General features: G+C 67.3%; 18 protein-coding genes and 1 pseudogene. 4 read left to right on the top strand and 15 right to left on the bottom strand.

The features are described 5' to 3' along the window. Positions 1–2 precede the first annotated feature (2 nt). Complete coding sequence (tal, locus tag SFB74_RS06380) at positions 3–956, bottom strand: transaldolase (RefSeq protein WP_432729925.1); 954 nt, start codon at positions 954–956, stop codon at positions 3–5. Positions 957–1,245: 289 nt separating this feature from the next. Between tal and SFB74_RS06375 the strand changes: the two genes are divergently transcribed. Then, positions 1,246–1,926 (top strand): lipocalin family protein, encoded by a 681-nt coding sequence (locus SFB74_RS06375; RefSeq protein WP_432729924.1) that lies wholly within the window; start codon positions 1,246–1,248, stop codon positions 1,924–1,926. On the opposite strand, the gene SFB74_RS06370 is transcribed toward SFB74_RS06375, so the two are convergent. The 4 genes and pseudogenes from SFB74_RS06370 to SFB74_RS06355 form a co-directional block, all read right to left on the bottom strand. Beyond that, positions 1,872–2,534 carry an HAD family hydrolase gene (locus SFB74_RS06370; protein ID WP_432729922.1) on the bottom strand — a complete coding sequence of 221 codons (663 nt, stop codon included), beginning with the start codon at positions 2,532–2,534 and terminating at the stop codon, positions 1,872–1,874. The two genes, SFB74_RS06375 and SFB74_RS06370, sit on opposite strands and share 55 nt — an antisense overlap. A gap of 12 nt (positions 2,535–2,546) precedes the next feature. Continuing rightward, on the bottom strand, positions 2,547–3,596 hold the full coding sequence (locus SFB74_RS06365) for an ABC transporter ATP-binding protein (RefSeq protein WP_432729921.1): 1,050 nt from the start codon (positions 3,594–3,596) through the stop codon (positions 2,547–2,549). Further along, positions 3,593–5,771, bottom strand: a pseudogene (locus tag SFB74_RS06360) (ABC transporter permease). The gene SFB74_RS06365 and the pseudogene SFB74_RS06360 overlap by 4 nt, the downstream one beginning before the upstream one ends. After that, positions 5,772–6,788, bottom strand: coding sequence for an ABC transporter substrate-binding protein (locus SFB74_RS06355; protein WP_432729920.1), 1,017 nt, complete (start codon positions 6,786–6,788; stop codon positions 5,772–5,774). It lies immediately after the preceding pseudogene. A gap of 176 nt (positions 6,789–6,964) precedes the next feature. Here SFB74_RS06355 and zwf point away from each other — a divergent pair, with 176 nt between their 5' ends. Then, a complete protein-coding gene (gene zwf, locus SFB74_RS06350) occupies positions 6,965–8,437 on the top strand; it encodes a glucose-6-phosphate dehydrogenase (protein ID WP_432729919.1) in 1,473 nt (490 codons plus the stop codon). 28 nt (positions 8,438–8,465) lie between these two features. On the opposite strand, the gene ygiD is transcribed toward zwf, so the two are convergent. The 9 genes from ygiD to SFB74_RS06305 form a co-directional block, all read right to left on the bottom strand. After that, positions 8,466–9,374: a 4,5-DOPA dioxygenase extradiol gene (ygiD, locus tag SFB74_RS06345; protein WP_432729918.1), complete on the bottom strand. Its 909-nt coding sequence runs from the start codon at positions 9,372–9,374 to the stop codon at positions 8,466–8,468. A gap of 58 nt (positions 9,375–9,432) precedes the next feature. Then, complete coding sequence (locus tag SFB74_RS06340; protein ID WP_432729917.1) at positions 9,433–11,403, bottom strand: glycosyltransferase; 1,971 nt, start codon at positions 11,401–11,403, stop codon at positions 9,433–9,435. Further along, positions 11,400–12,407: an ABC transporter ATP-binding protein gene (locus tag SFB74_RS06335; protein WP_432729916.1), complete on the bottom strand. Its 1,008-nt coding sequence runs from the start codon at positions 12,405–12,407 to the stop codon at positions 11,400–11,402. The genes SFB74_RS06340 and SFB74_RS06335 overlap by 4 nt, the downstream gene beginning before the upstream one ends. Beyond that, positions 12,404–13,474: an ABC transporter ATP-binding protein gene (locus tag SFB74_RS06330; RefSeq protein WP_432729915.1), complete on the bottom strand. Its 1,071-nt coding sequence runs from the start codon at positions 13,472–13,474 to the stop codon at positions 12,404–12,406. Before SFB74_RS06330 ends, SFB74_RS06335 begins: the two co-directional genes overlap by 4 nt. A gap of 13 nt (positions 13,475–13,487) precedes the next feature. Beyond that, the gene (locus SFB74_RS06325) at positions 13,488–14,399 is read right to left on the bottom strand and encodes an ABC transporter permease (RefSeq protein WP_432729914.1); all 912 of its coding nucleotides are present in this window, start codon (positions 14,397–14,399) and stop codon (positions 13,488–13,490) included. Positions 14,400–14,565: 166 nt separating this feature from the next. Then, positions 14,566–16,149, bottom strand: a complete 1,584-nt coding sequence (locus SFB74_RS06320; RefSeq protein WP_432729913.1) for an ABC transporter substrate-binding protein — start codon at positions 16,147–16,149, stop codon at positions 14,566–14,568. Positions 16,150–16,180: 31 nt separating this feature from the next. Beyond that, positions 16,181–17,434 (bottom strand): M20 aminoacylase family protein, encoded by a 1,254-nt coding sequence (locus tag SFB74_RS06315; protein WP_432729912.1) that lies wholly within the window; start codon positions 17,432–17,434, stop codon positions 16,181–16,183. 22 nt (positions 17,435–17,456) lie between these two features. Further along, positions 17,457–18,437 (bottom strand): ABC transporter permease, encoded by a 981-nt coding sequence (locus SFB74_RS06310; RefSeq protein ID WP_176668580.1) that lies wholly within the window; start codon positions 18,435–18,437, stop codon positions 17,457–17,459. Positions 18,438–18,620: 183 nt separating this feature from the next. After that, positions 18,621–19,883: a porin gene (locus SFB74_RS06305; RefSeq protein ID WP_432729911.1), complete on the bottom strand. Its 1,263-nt coding sequence runs from the start codon at positions 19,881–19,883 to the stop codon at positions 18,621–18,623. 282 nt (positions 19,884–20,165) lie between these two features. Here SFB74_RS06305 and coq7 point away from each other — a divergent pair, with 282 nt between their 5' ends. Further along, positions 20,166–20,795: a 2-polyprenyl-3-methyl-6-methoxy-1,4-benzoquinone monooxygenase gene (gene coq7, locus SFB74_RS06300; protein ID WP_432729910.1), complete on the top strand. Its 630-nt coding sequence runs from the start codon at positions 20,166–20,168 to the stop codon at positions 20,793–20,795. 9 nt (positions 20,796–20,804) lie between these two features. Here the strand turns inward: coq7 and SFB74_RS06295 are convergent, their stop codons facing one another. Continuing rightward, a complete protein-coding gene (locus SFB74_RS06295; protein ID WP_007834112.1) occupies positions 20,805–21,254 on the bottom strand; it encodes an OsmC family protein in 450 nt (149 codons plus the stop codon). 282 nt (positions 21,255–21,536) lie between these two features. Here SFB74_RS06295 and SFB74_RS06290 point away from each other — a divergent pair, with 282 nt between their 5' ends. Further along, on the top strand, positions 21,537–22,775 hold the full coding sequence (locus SFB74_RS06290; protein WP_432731886.1) for a porin: 1,239 nt from the start codon (positions 21,537–21,539) through the stop codon (positions 22,773–22,775). Positions 22,776–22,790: the final 15 nt, after the last annotated feature.

The following is a 22,790-nucleotide window of genomic DNA, read 5'->3' as shown; positions in this document are numbered from 1 at the left end:
CTTTACTTGCCGCTTTCCTGCATGAGCTTCTCGAGCTTCACGGCATCGGCCGCGAAGGCGCGGATGCCTTCGGCCAGCTTCTCGGTGGCCATGGCATCTTCATTCAGCGCGAAGCGGAAGCCCGCTTCGTCGTAGCTGACCTTGGCGACGTCGGCGCCGGTGGACTTGGCGTCGAGCGCGTGCTGCAGCGGCTCGTTGCTCGCGGCCAGTTCGGCCAGCAGCTCGGGGCTGATGGTCAGCAGGTCGCAGCCGGCCAGCGCCTTGATCTGCCCCACGTTGCGGAAGCTCGCGCCCATGACCTCGGTCTTGATGCCGTGCTGCTTGTAGTAGTCGAAAATCTGGCGCACCGACTTCACGCCGGGGTCGTTGGCACCCGCGTTCGCGGCCTCGTCCCAGTTGGCGCCAGCCGACTTCTTGTACCAGTCGTAGATGCGGCCCACGAAGGGCGAGATGAGCTGCACGCCCGCCGCGCCGCATGCCACGGCCTGCGCGAAGGAGAACAGCAGCGTCAGGTTGGTGCGGATGCCCTTCTGTTCGAGCTGGCGCGCGGCCTCGATGCCTTCCCAGGTGGAGGCCACCTTGATGAGCAGGCGCTTGCCGGTGTCGATGCCTTCGGCCTTGTAGAGCGCGACGATGCGCTCGCCGCGCGCGACGGTCGCGGCAGTGTCGAAGGACAGGCGGGCGTCGACCTCGGTGGAGACGCGGCCCGGGATGATGGAGAGGATCTCGGTGCCGAAGCGCACCAGCAGGCGGTCGATGACCTCGTCGAGCGGCTTGCCTGCGTGCTTCTTCACGGTCTCGTCGAGCAGAGGCCGGTACTCGGGCTTCTGCACGGCCTTGAGGATCAGCGACGGATTGGTGGTCGCATCCTGCGGCTTGGAAATGCTGAGCTGTTTGAAGTCACCGGTGTCGGCGACGACGGTGGTCCACTGGCGGAGTGCATCGAGTTGGTTCATGAAATCATTATCCTGTGCCGGTTGTGACAAGACCTGCACGCTGTTGCGCACAGGCCGATGTTTTCATGCGCACCGTAGCACGGGTTTCCGGGCGGCTCCATCGGCCTGAGACGAGTGGGGTTGTCGGCCACCCTCTTTTCGCGCAGCCCTCCTCGCGGCCCCTTGCCGCCCTACACGGCCTGTGGTCCGTGGCTGACGCCCGGGCCCCACCGCTCGCGGCTAGCCTGAGCGTTACGCCGAATTTCTTCTTCTCTTTTCGTTCCTTTTCCTTTCAAGCCCAGGAGTGCCCATGAACCCACGCTCACGCCCCGACGCGACCGTCGCCCTGCGACCCTTCGACGACCGCCGCACAGGCAACGCGATAGGCGCCATGGCCACTGCTTTCGTCGTGGGCGGCGTGGCCGCATGGTTCGCCATCGATGCGGCACGCACGGCGCGCGCCCTGCGTGCTCGCCCGGTCGGTCCGGCCGACGGTGCTCCGCTGATGCGCGCGCCGCTGCAGGTGGTGGCGCCTGTCGACCTGCAGCGCTACGCAGGCATCTGGCACGAACAGGCCCGGCTGCCGAACCGCTTCCAGAAGGCATGCGCCGGCCCGGTGAGCGCCGAGTACACGCCGCAGGCCGACGGCACCGTGCAGGTGCGCAACCGCTGCCTGCGGGATGACGGCAACTTCGACGAAGCCCTGGGCACCGCCCGCGTGGTGCCGGTGGCGGGCCAGCCCGGCGCAGGGCGGCTGGAGGTGCGCTTCGCCCCGGCGTGGCTCGGTTGGCTGCCGATGGTCTGGGGCGACTACTGGATCCTGAAGCTGGACCGCGACTACCAGGTGTCGCTGGTCGGCACGCCCGACCGCGAATACCTCTGGGTTCTCTCGCGAGCTCCGCGCCTGGAAGACGCGCTGCTGCAGGCGGAACTGGACTACGCCCGCAGCCTGGGGTTCGATACCGGCAAGGTCGCGCTGACCGGCAGGTAGCGCTGCAGCTGCGAAGGCAGCATGGCCGGCGCGGTGCAATGGATGGCGTGCCAGCCGAAGGCCCGCGCAGCCTCCACGTTGGCGGCCGAGTCGTCGATGAACACGGTCTGCGCGGGATCGAGTGCATAGCGCGTTGCCAGCACCTCGTAGATCTCGCGCTCGGGCTTGAGGAACTTCACGTCTCCCGAGAACACGCCGCCGTCGAAGCGCCCCATGAAGGCATGCCGGCGCTCGATGGCGCGGGCGTACGGCGAGGGCATGTTCGACAGGTAGTACAGGCGCAGCGGCTGCCCGGCGTCGCGGTGCGCGATCAGCTGCTCGAGCATCTCGACGGTGACGCCGATCGGCTCCAGCCGCTCGCCCAGCCCGTCGAGCATGGCGAAGAGCGGCTCGGTCGGCAGCGCCAGCCGCGCCGACATGCGGGCGATGGAGTCGGCCAGCGTGCGGGTGCCGCAGTCGAAGCTGGTCCAGTCGTCGTGATGGAAAAGCGCCCTCCCCATGGCCGCCGCAGCGGCGTCAGTGGGTGCGTGTTGGGAGAGATGGGCCTGTACCAGCCGCGTGGGCTCCCATGCGAACAGCACGGCGCCCAGATCGAAAACCACGTTCATGGCGCCATTGTTTCATGCGCCGGGCACCACGCTCACGCCATGGGCTCCCAGGGACAGGGTGGCCTGCGCGCCGGCCGCCAACGGGTTCGACAGGTCGGTCGACACCACGAAGACCGGCCCCAGGGTGGTGTCGAAGCCGTATTCGTAGAAGCTGCCGAGGTAGGCCGCCTTGCGCAATGTGGCCGGAAGACCGCCTGAAGTTCCGCCGCCCCCGATCTGCCACGCCTCGGGCCGCACGGCCACCTTCACCGTGCCGGGCGCCACCGCGTAGCGCGGCTGCAGGCGCAGCGGGCCGAGCGCCACGCTGCCGTCGGCTTCCGCAACCGCCGGGAACACCATCGCCTCGCCCATGAAGCCGGCCACGAACTCGCTCTCGGGCCGGCCGTAGAGCTGCTCGGGCGTGCCGCGCTGGGCGATCACGCCGTGGTCCATCACGATGATCTGGTCGCTCACCGCCAGCGCCTCGCTCTGGTCGTGCGTGACGTAGGCCACCGTGAGCTTCAGCCGCTGCTGCAGCGCGCGGATCTCCTCGCGCATCTCGCGGCGCAGCCGGGCATCGAGGTTCGACAGCGGCTCGTCGAAGAGCAGCACCGCCGGCTCCAGCACCAGCGCGCGCGCCAGCGCCACGCGCTGCTGCTGGCCGCCGGAGAGCTCGCTGGGCAGCCGCTCGTCGAAGCCGACCAGGCCCACGCCGCGCAGCGCCTCGCGCGCCCGCGACGCGGCCTCTTCCTTCTTCACGCCGCTCATGCGCAGGCCGTAGGCCACGTTCTCGATCACGTTCATGTGCGGGAACAGCGCATAGCTCTGGAACATCATGCTCACGTTGCGCTCGGCCGGCCCCAGCGTGGTGACGTCGCGCCCTCCCATGAAGATCGAGCCCGAAGTCGGCGACTCGAGCCCCGCGATCATGCGCAGCGTGGTCGTCTTGCCGCAGCCCGAGGGCCCGAGGATGGTGGTGAGCGTGCCCGTCGGCACCTCGAAGCTGATGCCCTTGACGGCCAGCGGCGCATTCTTGTCGGTGCCGTAGCGCTTGGTGATGTTGCGGAATTCGATGCCGTTCATGCCAGCCCCTGGTGTTGTTGTTGCGCGGCGCCTCGCCGCCCCAGCTTGCGCTCCCCCACCACCCACTGCACCAGCGCGATGGCCAGCGACATCAGGATCATGAGCACGGTGCAATAGGCCAGCGCGATGCCGTAGTCGCCATTGCCGACGCGGCCGATGATGTAGGTGGTAGCGAGCTCGTTCTCGGCCGTGACCAGGAAGATCACAGCGCTCACCGTCGTCATGGCGCGCACGAAGCTGTAGACCAGCGCGGCCACCAGGGCAGGCTTGAGCAGCGGCAGCACCACCTTGAAGAGCGTCTGCGAGGTCGATGCGCGCAGCATCAGCGAGGCTTCGTCGAGCGAGCGGTCGAGCTGCTTGAAGGCCGCGGTGCCGGCGCGCACGCCCACCGGCAGGTTCCGGAACATGAAGCACAGCACGATGATGAGCCCCGTGCCCGTGAGCTCGAAGGGCGGCACGTTGAAGGCCAGGATGTAGCTCACGCCGAGCACGGTGCCGGGAATGGCGAAGGCCAGCAGCGCGCCGAACTCGAAGAGGCCCTGCCCCCTGAACTCGTTGCGCGCCAGCAGCCAGGCGATGAGCAGTCCCAGCGCCGCGGTGATGGGCGCCGAGATGCCCGCCAGCTTGAGCGTGGTGATCAGCGAGTTCCACGCCGTGCCGGCCCACACCAGCCCGAACTGGCCCCACTCCAGCGCGAACGCAGTCTTGAAGTGGTTGAGCGTGAAGGTGTAGTCGCGGCCCCAGGTCTGAACGAAGCCGCCCGCGAAGGCGAACAGGTAGACCACGGCGGTGAACGCGATCCACGGCAGCGCGATGCACAGGATGGCGCGGCGCACTCCGTCGGGCAGCGCCATCGGGATGCCGGCATCGCCCTTGCCGCTGACGGTGGTGTAGTTCTGCTTGCCGAGCAGCCCGCGCTGCAGCGCGAACACGCCGAGCGCGAACAGCGTGAGCACCCAGGCCAGCGAAGCGGCACGGCCCTGGTCGTACTGCGCGCCGACGATGGCGAAGAAGATGTCGGTCGACAGCACCGAGAACTGCCCGCCCACCACCACCGGGTTGCCGAAGTCGGCGATGCTCTCGATGAAGCCCACCAGGAAGGCGTTGGCCAGCCCGGGCTTCAAGAGCGGCAGCGTGATGGTGAAGAAAGCCCGGCGGCGGTCGGCGCGCAGCATCTGCGCGGCCTCCTCCAAGCTGGGCGCGATGCCCTGCACCACGCCGCGCATGATCATGAATGCGATGGGCGTGAAGGCGAAGAGCTGCGCCACCAGCACGGCCGAACAGCAGGATCAGCCCCAGCCCCACCACGAAGGGCGGCGTGATGATCGGCAGCAGCGCCAGCACCCGCAGCGCGCCCTGCCCGCGCTTGCTGCCGCGCTCGGCCATCAGCGCCATCAGCGTGCCGAGGAAGGTGGTTCCGGCGGCCGTGAGCAGCGCCAGCACCAGCGTGTTCCAGGCCACGCCGCAGCGCACGCCGCCCGCGAGGCAACCCAGGCCCCAGATGCGCTCGGTGAACACGCGCGCGACGAAGGCTGTGATCGACCATTGCCCGTCTTCATTGAAGAACGCGCCCGACAGCGCCTTGCTCACCGGATAGGCGATGAAGAGCGCCATCAGCACGCCGCAGCCGACGACGGCCGCCGCAACGAACAGGTCGCCCTTGAAGAGCCCCAGCCGCGCGATGCCGAAGGCCGCCAGCAGCACCAGCGCCGTGAGCGCCACGAAGCCGCCCGCGCCGATGCCGAACTGGTTGATGGCCAGCTCGCCGAACTGCGCATTGAGCGCCGCCACGCTCCAGCCGCGCGCGCCGATGGTGAAGCCGGTGACGGCGAGCCCCAGGGCGCCGATCAGGCCGCCGGCCAACAGCCAGCGCCCCTGCGCCCTGCCGGCCGGAAGCCACGCCCCCACGGCGCACAGCAGCAGCCCGGCGAGCCCCACGAAGAGCCAGCTGCGGCCCTGCGTCGCGGCCTGCATCAGCCCGCTGGCGCCCTCCGCCTGGCTGAACACCTGCGGAACGGCCTCGTACCAGGTCGAATCCTGGATCGCATACCAGGGCAGCAGCAGGTAGGCCGCCAGGCCCAGCGCGACCCATGCCCAGACCCAGCGCCGCGAGCGCCGGGCCGCCGCCAGCGACGCCGGATTGACCGGCGCGCCTTCGATGGAACGCGCTTCCACTTACCGGGGCAGCGAGTTGACGTCCTTCTCCCAGCGCGCGATCAGGCGGCGGCGCTCGGCGCTGGCACCGTACTTGGCGTAGTCGTAGTTGATGAACTTGATCTTCTTGAAGTCGGGAATGCGCGGGTCGAGCTTGGCGTTCACGTTGCTCGGCAGCTGGAACTGCTTGTTGGCGGCGCCCAGCTCCTGCGCGGCGGGCGTCAGGGCCCATTCGTAGAACTTCTTGGCGGCGTCGAGGTTGCGCGCGCCCTTGATGATGCTCATGGAGCCGATCTCGGCGCCGGTGCCGTCGCTCGGAGTGATCGTCTCGACCGGGAAGCCCTGCATCTTCTCGCCGGGGCCGTCGTGCACGAAGCTGATCGACACGGCCGTCTCGCCGCGCGCCACCGCCTTGATCGGACCGGTGCCCGAGCGGGTGTACTGGCCCACGTTCTTGTGCAGCGCCTTGAGGTAGTCGAAGGCCTTGTCCTCGCCCATGAGCTGCACCAGAGTGGCGATCATGGTGTAGGCCGTGCCGCTGGAGGCCGGGTTGGCCACCTGGATGTCGCCCTTGTATTCGGGCTTGAGCAGGTCGGCCCAGGTCTTGGGCACCGGCAGCTTCTTCTTGGCCAGCAGCTCGGGGTTGTAGCCGAAGCCCAGCGGGCCCGAGTAGATGCCCACCGTCTTGTAGCCCGACTGCTTGGCCTGCTGCTGGGCCCAGGGGTGCAGCTGCGACAGCGTGGGCGACTTGTATTCGAGCGTCAGGCCCTGCTCGGCCGCCTGCAGGTGCGGGTCGCCGGTGCCGCCGAACCAGACGTCGGTCTTGGGGTTGTCCTTCTCCGCGATCAGCTGGGCCAGGGCCTCGCCCGAGCCCTTGAGCGCCATGTTGATGCGCACGCCGGTGGTGCGGGCGTAGACCGTGGAGATCACGCTGCACCATTCGGCCTGGACCGAGCAGATCACGTTGACGGTCTGGGCCGAAGCCGCGGCCGACAGGCCCAGCAGCGCCGCCGCGGCAAGAATCTTGTTTTTCTTCATCTGGTTTCTCTTCCTCTGTCCTGCTCCGAGCAATAAAAAAAGGCCTCGCGGCCGTCGGACAGCGTAGCTTTAGTACAGGCCCCGCGAATCCGTACAAGTACCATCGTGGCTGGCGCAGTCGCATTCGCGACCCGGCGGCCTGGCTAGGCATTCAGACAAGGAAGGAAAGTTTTCTCATGAGCTTCGATCTCGTTCTGTTCGGCGGTACTGGCGATCTCGCGTGGCGCAAGCTCATGCCCGCGCTGTTCCAGGCATTCCGCCACGGCAGCCTGCCACCCGACGGACGCATCGTCGGCGTGGCGCGGGACGACCTGTCGGACGACCAGTACCGGGAGCTGATCCAGTCGCGCTTCAGCGCCGTCGAAGGCGCCAAGCGCCCCTCGCCCGAGGAGTTCAAGAAGTTCGCCTCCATGCTGCACTACCTGCGCATGGACCTCTCCAAGCCCGACGACTACGCCCGCCTGGCCAGCCTGCTCAACCAGCGCGATGCCAAGACGGTGGTGATGTACGTGGCCACCGCGCCCGCGCTCTTCACCCAGGTGGTCGAGCAGATCGCCGCGGCCGGCCTCAATGGCCCGCGCACCCGCATCGTGCTGGAGAAGCCGCTGGGCCACGACCTGGCCTCCAACCGCGCCATCAACTCCGCCGTGGGCAAGGTGCTCGAGGAAAAGCAGGTCTTCCGCATCGACCACTACCTTGGCAAGCCCTCGGTACAGAACCTCTTCGCGATGCGCTTCGGCAATGCGCTGTTCGAGCCCATCTGGCGCCGCGAGCACATCGCCAACATCCAGATCACCATCGCGGAAGACCTGGGCGTGGAAAAGCGCGGCGCCTTCTACGACCAGACCGGCGCGCTGCGCGACATGGTGCAGAACCACGCGCTGCAGCTGCTGTGCGCCGTGGCCATGGAGCCGCCCATCAACGCGCACGCCGACGCCATCCGCGACGAGAAGCTCAAGGTGCTGCGCGCGCTCAAGCCCTGGACGCCCGAGAGCCTGGGCCTGCACGCGGTGCGCGGCCAGTACACGGCCGGCACGGCCTACGGCGAGCGGGTGCCGGGCTACCGCGACGAGCCGGGCGTGAACCCCGACAGCCGCACCGAGACCTTCGTGGCGCTGCGCACCGAAATCGCCAACTGGCGCTGGGCCGGCGTGCCCTTCTACATCCGCACCGGCAAGCGACTGGCTTCGCGCGACGCGCGCATCGAGGTCAACTTCCGCCCCACGCCGCACGCCATCTACCGCGCGCCGGCCGGCAACGTCAACAAGCTGGTGATCAACCTGCAGCCCAAGGACGGGCTGGAGCTGCACATGCTCGCGCAAGCCCAGGACAACCGCCAGCGCAGCAACGGCAACCAGAGTGCGGCCGCGCAGTTGGCGCCGGTGCAGCTCGACCTCGACTTCGACAAACGCTTCGGCTCCGAGCGCGTGGGCGCCTACGAGCGCCTGCTGCTCGACGTGATCGACGGCCGCCTCAACCTGTTCGTGCGCAGCGACGAGCAGGAAGAAGCATGGCGCTGGGTCGAGCCGCTGATCGACAACTGGGAATCGGACGGCGGCCCGCGCCCCTACGCGGCCGGCACCTGGGGCCCCAGCGCATCGAGCGCGATGATCGCGCGCGACGGCTTCTCCTGGGGCGAGGAGCAGTAACGCCCGCTCCCGTCCTCGTCGCGCCCGCTCAGCCGAACTGCAGGCAACGCATGCTGAGCGTGCCCGACTGGAACCCTTCGTAGATCGTCTTCGCGCGCTCGCCGCTGCCGGCGGCCCCCAGCGCGTAGAGAAACGGGTAGTAGTGGTCGGGCGTCGCCACGGCGGTCGACGCGCCTTCCAGCTTCGCGTAGTCGACCAGCGCCCGGTCGTCGCGGCCCGCCAGCGCCGACTTCACGGCATCGTCGAACGACTGCGCCCACGGCCGGCTGGCGCTCGGGCCGTCCGGCGTTCCGCGGTCGGTGGCGCGCAGGTTGTGCACCACGTTGCCGCTGCCCATCACCAGCACGCCCTTGTCGCGCAGTGCGGCCAGGTCCCGGCCCACCGCATAGTGGAAGGCGGCCGGCTTGTCGTAGTCGATGCTGAGCTGGAACACCGGCACGTCGGCCTTGGGATAGAGGTGCTTCAGCACCGTCCAGGTGCCGTGGTCCAGGCCCCACTGGTCGGTGGCGATCACCGGCGCCTGCTTCACCGCGCCGACGGCCTCGCGGGCGAGCGCCGGGTGCCCGGGCGCGGGGTACTCGATGTCGAACAGCGCCTGCGGAAAGCCGCCGAAGTCGTGGATCGTCTTCGGCCGCTCCTGGATGCCGATGCCGGTGGCGCCCCGGCTGAGCCAGTGCGCCGACACGCTGAGGATCGCCGACGGCCGCGGCAACTCCTTGCCCCAAGTCGCCAGCCGGCGCGTGAAGGCGTTGTCGGTGATGGCATTCATCGGCGAGCCATGGCCGATGAAGATCACCGGCATGCGGCGCGTGGCGGCACCGGCAGCCTGCACGCTGCAAGCCAGGGAAGCCAGCACCGCGGTTGCACCCACGGCTGTTCCCATCAGGAAGCCGCGGCGGCCCAGTTCGGTCGTTGCGAGAGTCGTCGTCAGTGGCATGGCGGCACTCTGCAACAGTCTCCGGCGCGAGGCAGTGCCTTTGCGCACACTTTTTCGATCATGAAGCCGCCCGGGTCTCCGGTGGCGCGAAGGCCAGGATGCGTTCACCCAGCGGCGCCAGGAAGTCGCGCAGCAGGGGCTCGCGCATCAGTTCGCCGATATAGCCCGGCGGGAGGCGCCGGTTCGAGCCATACACCTCGAGCACGCGCAGGCACTCGCGGCGCAACGCGGTCACGACGTGGACGTCTTCGTGCCGTTCGCAGGCCAGCGCCATCTCGCGCAGCAGTGCCGTGGCGTCGGATGCATCGGGCGCCCAATGCTGGCCGTAGAGGCGAGCCAGCCGGCGCGCATCGGCCGATGGCAGATTCGGAAAGACCAGCGGCAGCAGGCGTTCGCGGACATGGAGGAGCGCGACTACATCGGCCTCCGTGGGAGCTGCAGGCGCGCTCTCGGCTTCCCGGCCCAGCACCACATCCAGGTTGGCCAGCACGGCACCGTCACCGGCGAGGGCGATCGACAGCCCCATCCAGGCAAAGCGGCCCAACGTGGCGTCGAAGCCCAGGCCGAGTTGCCGGATGCGCGGCAGCGAGAACATCAGGCAGCCCATCTGCAGCGGCTGCTCGCAGGGCATGTGGGCCAGCAGGCCGGCGAGGATCTGCGCATGCATCTCCGGCAGGCGCCGGGCTCCGGCATCGCCGAAGGATTGCCAGGCCCCCACCGCGCCGACCGCCGGCGAGCCTTGCAGGAACGCAGCCTGCACCTGCAGCCGGTTCGCTTCCGCGCGCACTGCCGGCGACCACAGCGCGAGCCAGTCGCCCTCAGCCTGCGACAGTCCCCATTGCGCGGCACCGGCCCAGCCCATCGACGCCGGAGCCTGCAGCAGCCGGAGTCCGGCAAGGCGCGAGTCGGCGCTCATCCGCTCGCGGATCACGGCCACCGTGCCGTCGGTCGAGGCGTCGTCGACCACGACGATGCGATGGGGAGCCAGGGTCTGCGCGGCGATCGAGTCGAGCACATCGGCCACGCGAGCCGCGTCGTCGCGCGTGACCATCAGGACGGAACCCCGCGAGACGTGGTCCGTAGCCACCACGGCCCTGCGACTCGCCAGCCGCTGCGACGCGGCGGCGAGGTAGCGATGCATCGCGGCGGCCAGGATCGTGTGCTGCGGCTGCAGGCTTTCCAGCGCCTGCGGCCCTGCCCTTTCCAGTTCGCGCCGCCGCGGAGCATCGGCCACCAATGCACGCACCCGATCGACGAGCTCTTCCTTCGCGCATCCCTCGACCGCCTCCCTGAGCACGGCCGGAATCTCCGAATGGGGATACAGCTCGGACACCACCGCCTTGCGATGGCGAAGCAGTATCGACAGGCGCGGCAGCTCGGCGGTGGCCGTCCGATCGTCCTTGCGCATGTTGAGGCCGACCTTGGCGCGCGGCAGCAGAGCGTCGCGCTCCGCGGGTGTCCATGGCTTGCCGAAAGGGTGGGCCACCCGCAGCCCGGCGCCCTTCAGCGCTTCCAGCACCTGCAGGCGCCGGGGCGTCGTTTCCCCGAAGAAGATGACGTCGATGTCCTGCCGGGCGTCGTCCGGCACGGTCTCTTCCGGCACCAGCGGCGTCGCCAGCGGCTCGAAGCTCAGCGGCACGTGGTCGGACCTGAGGATGCCCAGCGCCTGGTGCCACACCATGTTCTCCAGGCTGTATTCCCAGATGCAGGCGCGCTCGAGCAGGCGCCGGTAGCCGGGCAGGCGCTCCAGCAGTTCGGGCAGCGCCGGCTCGAAGTTGACGACGATGGCGTTGGGCGGCAGTTCTTCGTCCGACGGCAGCGAGAGCCCCATCGCGAAGAAGAACAGATTGATGTCGACGTTGTCCACGCTCGGCACCGCCTCCACGCTGGTGGTGTAGCCGAGCCGCTCGCTGGCGAGGCGGAAGCTCTCCATCACCTCCGCGACGTTCTCGTTGCCCAGCGAGCAGAAGCGCAGGTGCGGTCGGTACGGAAAGTGTTCAGGCCAGCCGATCACGCCGGCACCGGTCACAGCCGCCCTTCTTCCACCGCGTGACAGGCCACCTGCACGCCCCCGATGCTCGACAGCTTCGGCCGCTCCGCCGAGCAGCGCGCGTTCGCATGCGGGCAGCGCGGATGAAAGGCGCAGCCCGCGGGCGGGTTCAGCGGGTTCGGCACCTCGCCCTGCACCGGGGTACGGGCGCGGCCGGTCTGCTTCATCTGCGGGATGGCGTCCAGCAGCATGCGCGTGTAGGGATGGCGCGGCGTGGAGAAGAGGTCCTGCTTGTCCGCCACCTCGACCAGCCGGCCGAGGTACATCACCCCGACCTGGTCGGCCACGTGGCGCACCACTGCGAGGTTGTGCGAGATGAAGAGGTAGGTCAGGCCCTGCTCGCGCTGCAGGTCTTTCATGATGTTGAGCACCTGCGCCTGCACGCTCACGTCGAGCGCGGAGGTGGGCTCGTCGCACACCAGGAACTCGGGCTGCGTGGCGAGAGCGCGCGCGATGGAGATGCGCTGGCGCTGGCCGCCCGAGAACTGGTGCGGGTACTTGCTCATGTCCAGCGGCGAGAGGCCGACCGACTTCAGCAGCTCGCCCACGCGCTCGCGCAGCGCGGCCTTGTCGCTGAGGATGTCGTGCTCGCGCAGCGGCTCGCCGATGATGTCCTCCACGATCCAGCGCGGGTTGAGGCTCGCGTAGGGGTCCTGGAAGATCATCTGGATGCGGCGGCGCAGCTTGCGGCCTTCGGCGGTCTTGAAGGCGGCGTGCGCGTCCTGCCCGTCGAACTTCAGGCCGCCGCGCGTGGGCGCGTACAGGCCCACCAGCAGCCGCGCCACGGTGCTCTTGCCGCAGCCCGATTCGCCCACCAGCGCCAGCGTCTTGCCGCGCTCGATGGAAAAGCTCACGCCGTCCACCGCATGCAGCAGCACGCGCGGCTTGCGTTCGAGCACGCGGTTGAGCCATGGCGGCGACACGTCGAAGGTGCGCGCGAGGTCGTGCGCGACGACGAGAGGTTCGTTCGCTACGGCGCTCATCGCGTCACCTCCACGATGGTCTCGGCCGCTTCCGGCGTGGCGCGTTCGCCGGCCGCCATCGCGTCATGGTGCTTCGCGGCGATCTCGGCCTGGCCCGCATGCGGATCGGCGGCGTCGTGCAGCCAGCAGGCGGCGCGCGTGGCGCCGGCGTGCATGAGCTCGGGCCGCTCCACCAGGCAGCGCGCGAAGGTGCGCGGGCAGCGCGGGTTGTAGGCGCAGCCGGCCGGAATGGCGTTCAGCCGCGGCATCGCGCCGTCGATCTGGTTGAGGCGCTCGCGGTCGCTGGTCATGTCGGGAATCGAGGCCATCAGGCCCGAGGTGTACGGATGCGCGGGCTGGTGGATGACCTCGTGCACCGGGCCGATCTCGGCGATGCGCCCGGCGTACATCACGGCCACGCGGTCGCAGGTCTCGGCGATCACGCCCATGTCGTGCGTGATCAGCATCACCGCCGCGCCGCGTTCCTTGCAGACCTGCTTGAGCAGCTGGATGATCTGCGCCTGAATCGACACGTCGAGCGCGGTGGTCGGCTCGTCGGCCACGATGAGCTTGGGCTCGGCCGCGAGCGCCAGTGCGATCACCACGCGCTGGCGCATGCCGCCGGAGAACTGGTGCGGGAAGTGGTCGATGCGCTGCTCGGCGGCCGGGATGCCGGTGTCCTGCAGCAGGCCGATGGCGCGCTTGCGGGCTTCCGCCTCGGTCACCGGCAGGTGCGCGCGGATGGTTTCGACCAGCTGGCGGCCCACGGTGTACAGCGGGTTCAGCGAGGTCAGCGGGTCCTGGAAGATCGCGCCGATCTTGCGGCCGCGAATCGGCCGCATCGCCTCGAAGCCGAGGTTGTCGATGCGCTGGCCTTCCAGCACGATCTCGCCGCTGGCCACGCGGCCCGGCGGCTCGAGCAGGCCGATGATGGCCGCGCCCGTGAGCGACTTGCCGGCGCCCGATTCGCCCACCACGCCGAGGATTTCGCCGGGCGCGATGTCGAAGGAAATGCGGTCCAGCGCGCGCAGCGTGCCGCGGCGGTGGGGAAACTCGACGACGAGGTCTTTGACTTGCAACAGGCTCATGACGTGACCTCTTTCATCGCAGCCGTGGGTTGAGCGCGTCGCGCAGCCAGTCGCCCAGCAGGTTCACGCTGAGCGCGATGAGCACCAGCATCAGGCCCGGGAACACCGTGATCCACCATTCGCCCGAGAACAGGTACTGGTTGCCGATGCTGATGAGCGTGCCCAGCGAGGGCGAGGTCGGCGGCACGCCGACGCCCAGGAAGGACAGCGTGGCCTCGGTGATGATCGCCGTCGCCACCTGGATGGTGGCGAGCACCGTCACCGGCCCGAGCACGTTGGGCAGCACGTGGCGCAGCATGATGCGCAGCGGCGCCACACCCGTGACGCGCGCGGCCTGCACGTATTCCTTGTTGCGCTCCACCAGCGTGGAGCCGCGCACCGTGCGCGCGTACTGCACCCAGCCAGTCAGCGAGATGGAGATGATCAGCACGCCGAAGGCTAGCGACTCGTGCGCGCCGGGAAAGAGCGCGCGGCCGACGCCGGCGATGAGCAGCGCCACCAGGATGGGCGGGAACGACAGCATCACGTCGCACACGCGCATGAGGAAGGAATCGAGCCAGCCGCCGAAGAAGCCGGCCAGCAGCCCCAGCACCACACCGACGGCCACCGACAACACCACCGACACGAGGCCGACGATCAGCGAGATGCGCGCGCCGTAGATGACAGCCGAGAGGATGTCGCGGCCCTGGTCGTCCGTGCCCAGCAGGTACTTGGAGGAGCCTTCGGCGCTCCATGCGGGCGGTAGCCGCGCATCGCCTAGTTCGAGGGTGGCGAGGTCGAAGGGGTTGTGCGGAGAGACCCATCCTGCGAACACCGCGCAGAACACGCAAACCGCCGCGATCACCGCCGCGGCCATGGCCACGGGCGATGTGCGAAAGCTGTAGCCGACATCGCTGTCGAGCCAGCGGGCAAGTGTTTTTTTCATCGCCGGGCCGCCCCAAGCAGAAAAGCTGCTCCCTCGGGGAGCAGCGGACCTTGCACAGCAAGGGGAGCGTGGGGGTTATTTTTCATCGTGAAGCAAAAGGAATGGGCCCGCAAGAAGCGGGCCCATGGTCAGGCCGCCCTGTTCAACCAGCAAGCGGCCGGCGGCATCAGGGCTTGATGCTCATCCACTTGAAGTACATGAAGTTGTCGGCCAGTTGCACCAGCTCCACCTTCTTGCTCACGCCCCACGCCAGCGACTGCTGATGCAGCGGCAGGTGACCCACGTCGTCGGCGTGGATCTTGAACGCCTCCTTGATCATCTCGTTGCGCTTGGCCTTGTCGGTCTCCGACTGGATCTTCTTGGTCAGCTCGTCGAGCTTGGGGTTGCAGTACGCGCCCAGGTTGAACTGGCCGGTGCCCTTGTCGTCCGGGCAGGCCGTGAGCGAGCTCAGCGCGTTGTGCGCGTCGTAGGTGGTCGGGGTCCAGCCCAGCATGTAGAAGCTGGTGTCGCGGCGCAGCACCTTCGGGAAGTAGGTGCCCTTGGTCTCGGCCACGAGGTTGACCTTGACGCCGATCTTCGCGAGGTTGGAAGCCACGCTCTGGCAGACCTGGCCGTCGTTGACATAGCGGTCGTTCGGGCAGTTCAGCGACACCTCGAAGCCGTTGGGGTAGCCGGCTTCGGTCAGCAGCTTCTTGGCGGCATCGACGTCGTAGGGCAGGCGCTTGTCCTGCTCGGCGGTCCAGCCGTTGATGCCGGGGCCGACCAGCAGCGCGGTGGGACGCGAGGCGCCGCGCATCACGGTGCGCTGGATGCCGGCGATGTCGATGGCCTGGTAGAAGGCCTGGCGAACGCGCTTGTCCTTGAACGGGTTCTTGCCCTTGATGTTCGAGTACTGCAGTTCGTCGCGCTTCTGGTCCATGCCCAGGAAGATGGTGCGCAGCTCGGGGCCGGTGATCACGCGCGCGTTGGGCGCGGCGTTGATGCGGGCGATGTCCTGCACCGGCACCGGCTCCATCACGTCGACCTCGCCGGAGACCAGCGCGGCCACGCGGGTGGCGGGGTTGGCGATGGGCGTGAAGACGATCTCCTGCGCGTTGCCGTCGATCTTGCCCCAGTAGGTGCCGTTGCGCGTGAACACGGTGCGCACGTTCGGCTGTCGCTCGCGCACGCGGAACGGGCCGGTGCCGTTGGCCTTGAAGGAGGCCGTGTTCTCGATGCCCTTGCGGCGGTCCACCGGCTTGGTGGCCTGGTTTTCCTCGCACCATTTCTTGCTCATGATCATCGTCAGCGAGATCACGTCGGGCAGGATGGGGAACGGGCCGTTGGTCTCGATCTCGACGGCGAGGTCGCCGACCTTGCGCACGGCCTTGATGTCGCTGAGCGTGGCGCGCATGTCGGAGCCGTCGCCCTGGGCGCGCGCGAAGCTGAACACCACGTCGTCGGCGGTGAACGGCGTGCCGTCGTGGAACACCACGCCCTTGCGCAGTTCGAAGCGCCAGACGTTCGGCGAGGTCTGCTTCCAGCTGGTGGCCAGCAGCGGGGCAAGGGTCAGGTCCTTGTTGCGTCCCACGAGGGTTTCATAGACGTTGGCAGTGACGCTCAGCTGCAGCGACTCGTTCAGCGAGTGCGGGTCCAGCGATAGCGCGTCCCCCTGGTTCGCGATTCGGATGGTCTGCGCGCCGGCGACCATGCTGACGGCGCCCAGGGCGCACAAAACGGCGGCCGCGGCCACATTCTTCTTGAAACTCATGGGAACACTCCTCGGGTTGGAATCAAACAAATCACGTCGCCGCGGTGGCGGCGGCTTTCCCTGGCTGCGCGCCGCGGGTAGCGGCAAGCGGCATGCCCTGCTCGATCAGGCCGGCGTGCAGCGCGGCGCCGAGCGGCAGGATCTCGTCATTGAAGTCGTAGCGACTGTTGTGCAGGTAGGCGCCGTCGCGCACGTCCTGGCCGATGCGCAGATAGGCACCGGCCTTCTTCTGCAACATGAAGGAGAAGTCCTCGGCGCCCATGCTGGGCTCCATGCTGCGCTCGACATTGCGCGCGCCGACGAGCGACTCGGCCACGTCGGCCGCGAACATCGCTTCCGGCGAGGTGTTGATGGTGGCCGGGTAGATGCGCTCGTACTTGACGCTGGCAGTGGCGCCGAAGCCGGACGCGATGGCCGCGCACAGCTCGTTGAGCCGCTGCTCAACCTGCGCCTGCACGCGCGAGCTGAAGGTGCGCACGGTGCCGACCAGCGTGGCCTCGCCGGGCACCACGCTCATCGCGCCGAGGTCTCCGGCCTGCATCGCGCAGATGCTGATGACGGCCGCGTCGATCGGGCGCACGTTGCGCGAGACGATGGTCTGGGCCGCTGTGATGATGTGCGCCGCCACGATCACCGGATCGATGGTCTGGTAGGCGTGCGCGCCGTGGCCGCCCTTGCCCTTGATCTCGATGGTGATGCGGTCGGCCGCGGCCATCATCGCGCCGCGGTTGATGCCCACCGTGCCGGCCGGCATGGCGGGCCAGTTGTGCATCGCGTAGACGGCGTCGACCGGGAAGCGGTCGAACAGGCCGTCCTCGATCATCACGCGCGCGCCGGCGAAGCCTTCCTCGCCGGGCTGGAAGATGAGCACTGCCGTGCCGTCGAAGTCGCGCGTCTCGGCGAGGTAGCGCGCGGCGCCGACCAGCATCGCCGTGTGGCCGTCGTGGCCGCAGCCGTGCATGAGGCCGTCACAGGCGGAGCGCCAGCCGAAGTCGTTGTCCTCGCGCATGGGCAGCGCGTCCATGTCGGCGCGCAGGCCGATCATGCGGCCGCTGGCCGTCGAGCGGCCGCGGATGACGCCGACCACGCCGGTCTTGCCGATGCCCTCGTGGATCTCGTCCACGCCGCAGGCACGCAGCGCCTCGCGCACGCGGCCGGAGGTGTAGACCTCCTCGAAGCCGAGCTCGGGGTGGACGTGCAGGTCGCGGCGGAAGGCGGTGATCTCGGGGTAAAAGTTCGCGATGTGCGCGAACGCGCGGCCGGAGGCCTTCAGTCGCGGAACCATGGGAGTGGCTGCTGCCGCCATGTCAGTGCCCCCCTGCCTTGCCGACGCGCAGGCGCGGATCGACCACGAAGTACAGCAGGTCGACCACGAGGTTGATCACCACGAAGATCAGGGCGATGAGGCAGAGGTAGGCGGCCATCACCGGGATGTCGGCGAAGGTCACGGCCTGGATGAAGAGCAGGCCCATGCCGGGCCACTGGAACACCGACTCGGTGATGATCGCGAAGGCGATGAGGCCGCCGAGCTGCAGGCCGGTGATGGTCATCACGGGCACCAGCGTGTTCTTGAGCGCATGGCCGAAGTGGATGGCGCGGTTCGAAAGGCCGCGTGCGCGCGCGAACTTGATGTAGTCGGTGCGCAGCACCTCGAGCATCTCGGCGCGCACCAGCCGCATGATCAGCGTGAGCTGGAAGATCGCCAGCGTCACAGCCGGAAGCACGATGTGCTGCCAGCCGTCGGCGCTGAAGAGGCCGCTGGTCCACCAGCCGAACTTCACCGTGTCGCCCCGGCCGAAGCTCGGGAACCAGCCCAGCGTGACGGCGAAGACGAGGATCAGCAGGATGCCGATCAGGAAGGTCGGCAGCGACACGCCGAGCAGCGACACGGTCATGAACACCTGGCTCATGAAGGTGCCGCGGCGCAGCGCGGTGTACACGCCCATCGGGATGCCGATGAAGAGCGCCAGCACGGCGGCGACCAGCGCGAGTTCGAGCGTGGCCGGAAAGCGCTCGCCGATCAGGCGCGACACTTTTGCACCCTGGCGCAGGCTCAGGCCGAACTCGCCCTGCGCGGCATTCACGAGAAAGTGCCAGAACTGCACGAAGAAGGGTTGGTCGAGCCCCAATGCGGCGCGCAGTTCGCGGATCTGCTCGGGCTTGGCGTCCTGTCCCAGGAGGAACACGACGGGGTCGCCGACGTATTGGAAAAGAAGGAAGGCGATGAACGCGACCGCGATCATCACGATCACGGCCTGGATCAGGCGGCGCAGTACAAAGGCGATCATTCAGCAAGCAAAGTGAACGGGCATGCTAGCAGTGCAAGGTGCGTGCCCGCACGGTGGTTCCCCGGGGGTGCGCCTCGTGGTTTCCCGAAGGATCCAGGCGGAAAACGGACAAAAAAAAACCACCCGACTTGCGTCGAGTGGCTTTTGACTTTTTAACCGAAGCTGGCTTGCGCCAGCGTCAGATTAGAAAGCGTGACGGATACCGAAGTCGTAGCCGGTGGAGCTCTTCGGGGTGAAGGCGCCAGCTGCGTTGTTGTAGAACGACGGGCCACCAACGGTCAGGCCAGCACCGTTCTTGTTGCTGACGCGAGCGATCGTTGCGTACAGGGCCGTACGCTTCGACAGGTTGTGCACGTAGCCCAGAGCGATCTTGTTAGCCTTCGGATCGCTGTTGTTCACAGCGAACGGGTTGAACGGCTGGTTCGTGTCGTACTTGACGTGCGACCACGAAGCGCGGATCAGGCCAGCGCCGACCGGCACGGTCACGCCGAGCAGGTAGCCGGTCAGATCGATGTCGGGACGGCCGCCAGCCAGCGGGGTCACTTCGTAGTCGATCTTGTTCTTGGCCTTCGACAGTTCACCGAACAGCTTCACGGGACCGAAGTCATACGAAGCGCCCAGGTTCAGCGTGTTGACCTTGGTGGTCGTGCCAGCGTAGTACTGGTCGCCAACCGTGCTGCTGCCGTAAGCCAGCGCAACGTCCAGAGGACCGTTTGCGTAGCCGAAGCGGCCGCCGATGTAACGACCTTGACGCTGGCTGTTGGCCACGTCAGGCGTGTAGATGCCCGAGCTGTACTTGGTCTTCTCGCTGAAGCCGTACTGGAACTGGCCATAGAAGCCACCCAGGTTCGGCGGCAGGAAGTAGCCGATCGTGTTGCTGGCGCGAACGTAGTTGCTGGTGCCAACGTTGGTGAACGGAGCGGTCGAAGCTGCGGGCGTGCCGAAAGCGCCGAACTGGCCGTTAGCCGTCGAGATCAGGTTGGTACCAACGCCGTTGGTGCCGAACGGGTCGAACACGGTGTCGTTCCAGAACGTCGGGGTGTAGTCACGGCCCAGACGGATTTCACCGAAACCGCCAGACAGGCTCACGGTCGAGCGACGTGCGAACGTTGCAATGCCTTCTTGGCCGTTGTCGTTCTGGATCGGAGCTTCGAGCCAGAAGCTGGCTGCCAGACCACCACCCAGGTCTTCCGTACCACGGAAGCCCAGACGGCTGGAGTTGTAAGCCGAGTTAGCCAGTTCACGACGGCTGGTCTTGACCGAACCTTGGTTCAGGTAGACGGGGATGCCGAAAGCGTTGGGGAAAACGGTCGCGCGGTTGTCGCGCGCGGTGTTCGAGTAGCCGCTGACCGACGCGTCGACCACACCAAACAGAGTGACGGACGACTGAGCCGAGGCAACACCGGCAACAGCCAGGGCAGCCAGAGCAACTAGAGATTTTTTCATTGCAAGTTTCTCCAAGGTTAAACATAGGGCTCCGGTGCGAAGGGCTCACCGTGACTGGCACTTTTGTGCTCCCACCGGACCCCGGGCCAACCTCCTTTTGGGAAGTTGATGCTATTGCACCAGAGCCGCTGCGGCAGGGCAAAACAAATCGCCCGAAATCTTGGATGGCCCGCGCGTTTCGTTGCACGCTTGCAACAAAGGACTTAGGCCCAGTGATACACCACGATGTGAAAAATCATGAGCTCCCGGCGGGGCATTTCGCATGTGCGTTCAAATAGACGCATGACGCTCCAGATCGACCCAGTCCTGACCGCAGCAGACGCAGCGTTGCGCACTCTTTTTGCCCGCCCCCATGCCACGCGAACGATTCCAGCTCCGTCGCAGGCCCAAGGAGAACTGTCCGAAGGGGAACGCCGGGAAGCCGGCGCACTGATGCGGGTGAACCATGTCGGCGAGGTCTGCGCTCAGGCGCTTTACACGGCCCAGGCAGCCGTGGCACGTGATCCGGCTCTACGCGCCCATTTCACCGAGGCAGCGCATGAAGAAACCGATCATCTGGCATGGACCCGACAGCGGCTGGACGAGTTGGGCGCGCGCCCTTCGCTCCTGAACCCGCTCTGGTATGCGGGTGCTTTCGGCCTCGGCCTCGTCGCGGGCCGTCTCGGAGACCCTTTGAGCCTGGGATTCGTCGCGGAAACGGAGCGGCAGGTGGAGGCCCATCTGGACAGCCACCTTGATCGCCTCCCCCAAGGCGACAGTGCGTCCAGGGCGGTGGTCGAGCAGATGAAGCTCGATGAAGCCCGCCACGCGTCGCAGGCCGTCGATGCCGGCGCGGCGGAGCTTCCAGCCCCGGCCAAGGCACTGATGCGCGTGGCTTCCCGCGTAATGACCACGCTGGCGCACCGCATCTAGGCCGCGGGCTCAGGTTTCGATCAGGTCGAAACTGGTTGTGATCTCCGCAGTCTTCGCTAGCATGATGCTTGCGGAGCAATAGGTTTCATGGCTCAGCGCGATCGCCCGCTCCACGGCGGAGGCCGGAATTCCCTTGCCTGCCACGGTGAAATGCATGTGGATCTTGGTGAACACCTTGGGGTCCTTTTCGGCGCGCTCGCTGGTCAGCTTGACGCTGCAGCGTTCGACGCGGTGGCGCCCGCGCTTCAGGATCAACACCACGTCATAGGCGGTGCACCCTCCGGTGCCGGCCAGAACGGTTTCCATCGGCCGCGCCGCGAGGTTCTGTCCGCCGTTCTCGGGCTTCGCGGCGTCAGGAGCGCCATCCATCATCAGGACGTGGCCGCTGCCCGTCTCGGCAACGAAGCCCATGGCCGAGCGCGTGCCCGCGTCGCCGGTCCAACTTACTGTGCATTCCATGGTTTTCGGGTTTCCAGGTCTTGGATGCCGGGCAAAATGCACGCCGACACCCGTTTGTGTGTGGGAAAAGCATCACTCGCTTGTTGCAACGCAACAAACAGCCGATATACTTTATTTCATTGCGCAAACGTATGCGCACCCAGTTGTCTCCTCCACCCTTCCAATTGGTGGATTTAGCCCTGAGCTGCAAAGCTCGGGGCTTTTTTCTTTCCGGACTGCCGCTCAGGACGGCCCCGTCAGTCCGGCCACCACTCTAGTTTTCGCGTCGAAAGGGCAGTTGCTCTGGCTGCCCTGGCTGTCGCCGGTGTTGCCTCGGCTCAGTCGTCCGTCACTCTGTTTGGTGTGGTCGACGCGTCGATCAGCGGTTACTCGTCCAGTTCGCGCGACATGAACCCCACCGTTCTGCGCAACAGCTTCAACGTTCCCACCTACACGAACCAAGGCGGCGTCAAGGTCAGCCGCAGGGCGCTGGCCAACTCGGCCTACAACAGCAGCCGCCTGGGCTTCCGCGGCACGGAAGATCTGGGTGGCGGACTGGCCGCCAGTTTCTGGCTCGAAGCCCCGATCACCAATGACGACGGCGCCACCGGCGTTTCGAGCTTCGTCCGCCGCTCGACCGTGAGCCTGTCGGGTGGTTTCGGTGAAATCCGTCTGGGCCGTGACTACACCCCGACGTTCTGGAACGACACCGTGTTCGACCCGTTCGGCACCAATGGCGTTGGCTCCAGCCTGATCAACACGGCCAACGGCTTCAACGCCACGACCTACGGCGCCAAGGATACCGGCGGCTTCGGCGGCAACCAGAACTACTCCCGCGCCAGCAACTCGATCGGCTACTTCCTGCCGTCCAACCTCGGCGGCTTCTATGGCCAAGTGATGTACGCGCTCCACGAGAACGACAAGTACAGCGGCGGCAGCTTCACCCCGAAGGACAGCGCAACCTCGAAGAGCCGTGCGGGTCGCTACATCGGCGGTCGCATCGGCTATGCCAACGGCCCACTGGACGTGGCGGTGGCTTACGGCAACAGCACGGTCGGCGACCAGTACTACGCAGGCACCACCGACTATGTGAAGACGTTCAACCTGGGCGCTTCGTACGACTTCGGCCCGGTGAAGCTGTTCGGCGAACTGTCGCGCGCGAAGAATTCGCGCGACTACGAAATCACGCCGATCGCCGGTGCACGTCCCGACGTGGATCTGAACGGCTACCTGCTCGGCGTGACCGTGCCCGTCGGCGCGGGCCTGATCCGCGCGTCCTACTCGGCCGTCAAGTACGACTACAACCGACCTGCCACCCTCTTCATGCCGCGAGTTGCTGACCCGAGGGCCAACAAGCTGGCTCTGGGTTACGTGCACAACCTGTCGAAGCGCACGGCCCTGTACGCAACGATCGCTCGCGTGAGCAACAAGAACGGCGCAGCGCTGACCGTGGGCGGCCCAGGCTTCTACAAGGCTTCGGAGGGTGTGTTCACGCCAAAGACCTCGACGGGCTACGACTTCGGCATCCGCCACGCCTTCTGATTCTGATCATCACGG

The sequence above is a fragment of the Variovorax xiamenensis genome, from assembly GCF_050916385.1.
Lineage (GTDB): Bacteria > Pseudomonadota > Gammaproteobacteria > Burkholderiales > Burkholderiaceae_C > Variovorax.
The sequence above is the reverse complement of the archived record's forward strand: the minus strand, read 5'-3'. Positions and strand labels throughout refer to the sequence as shown.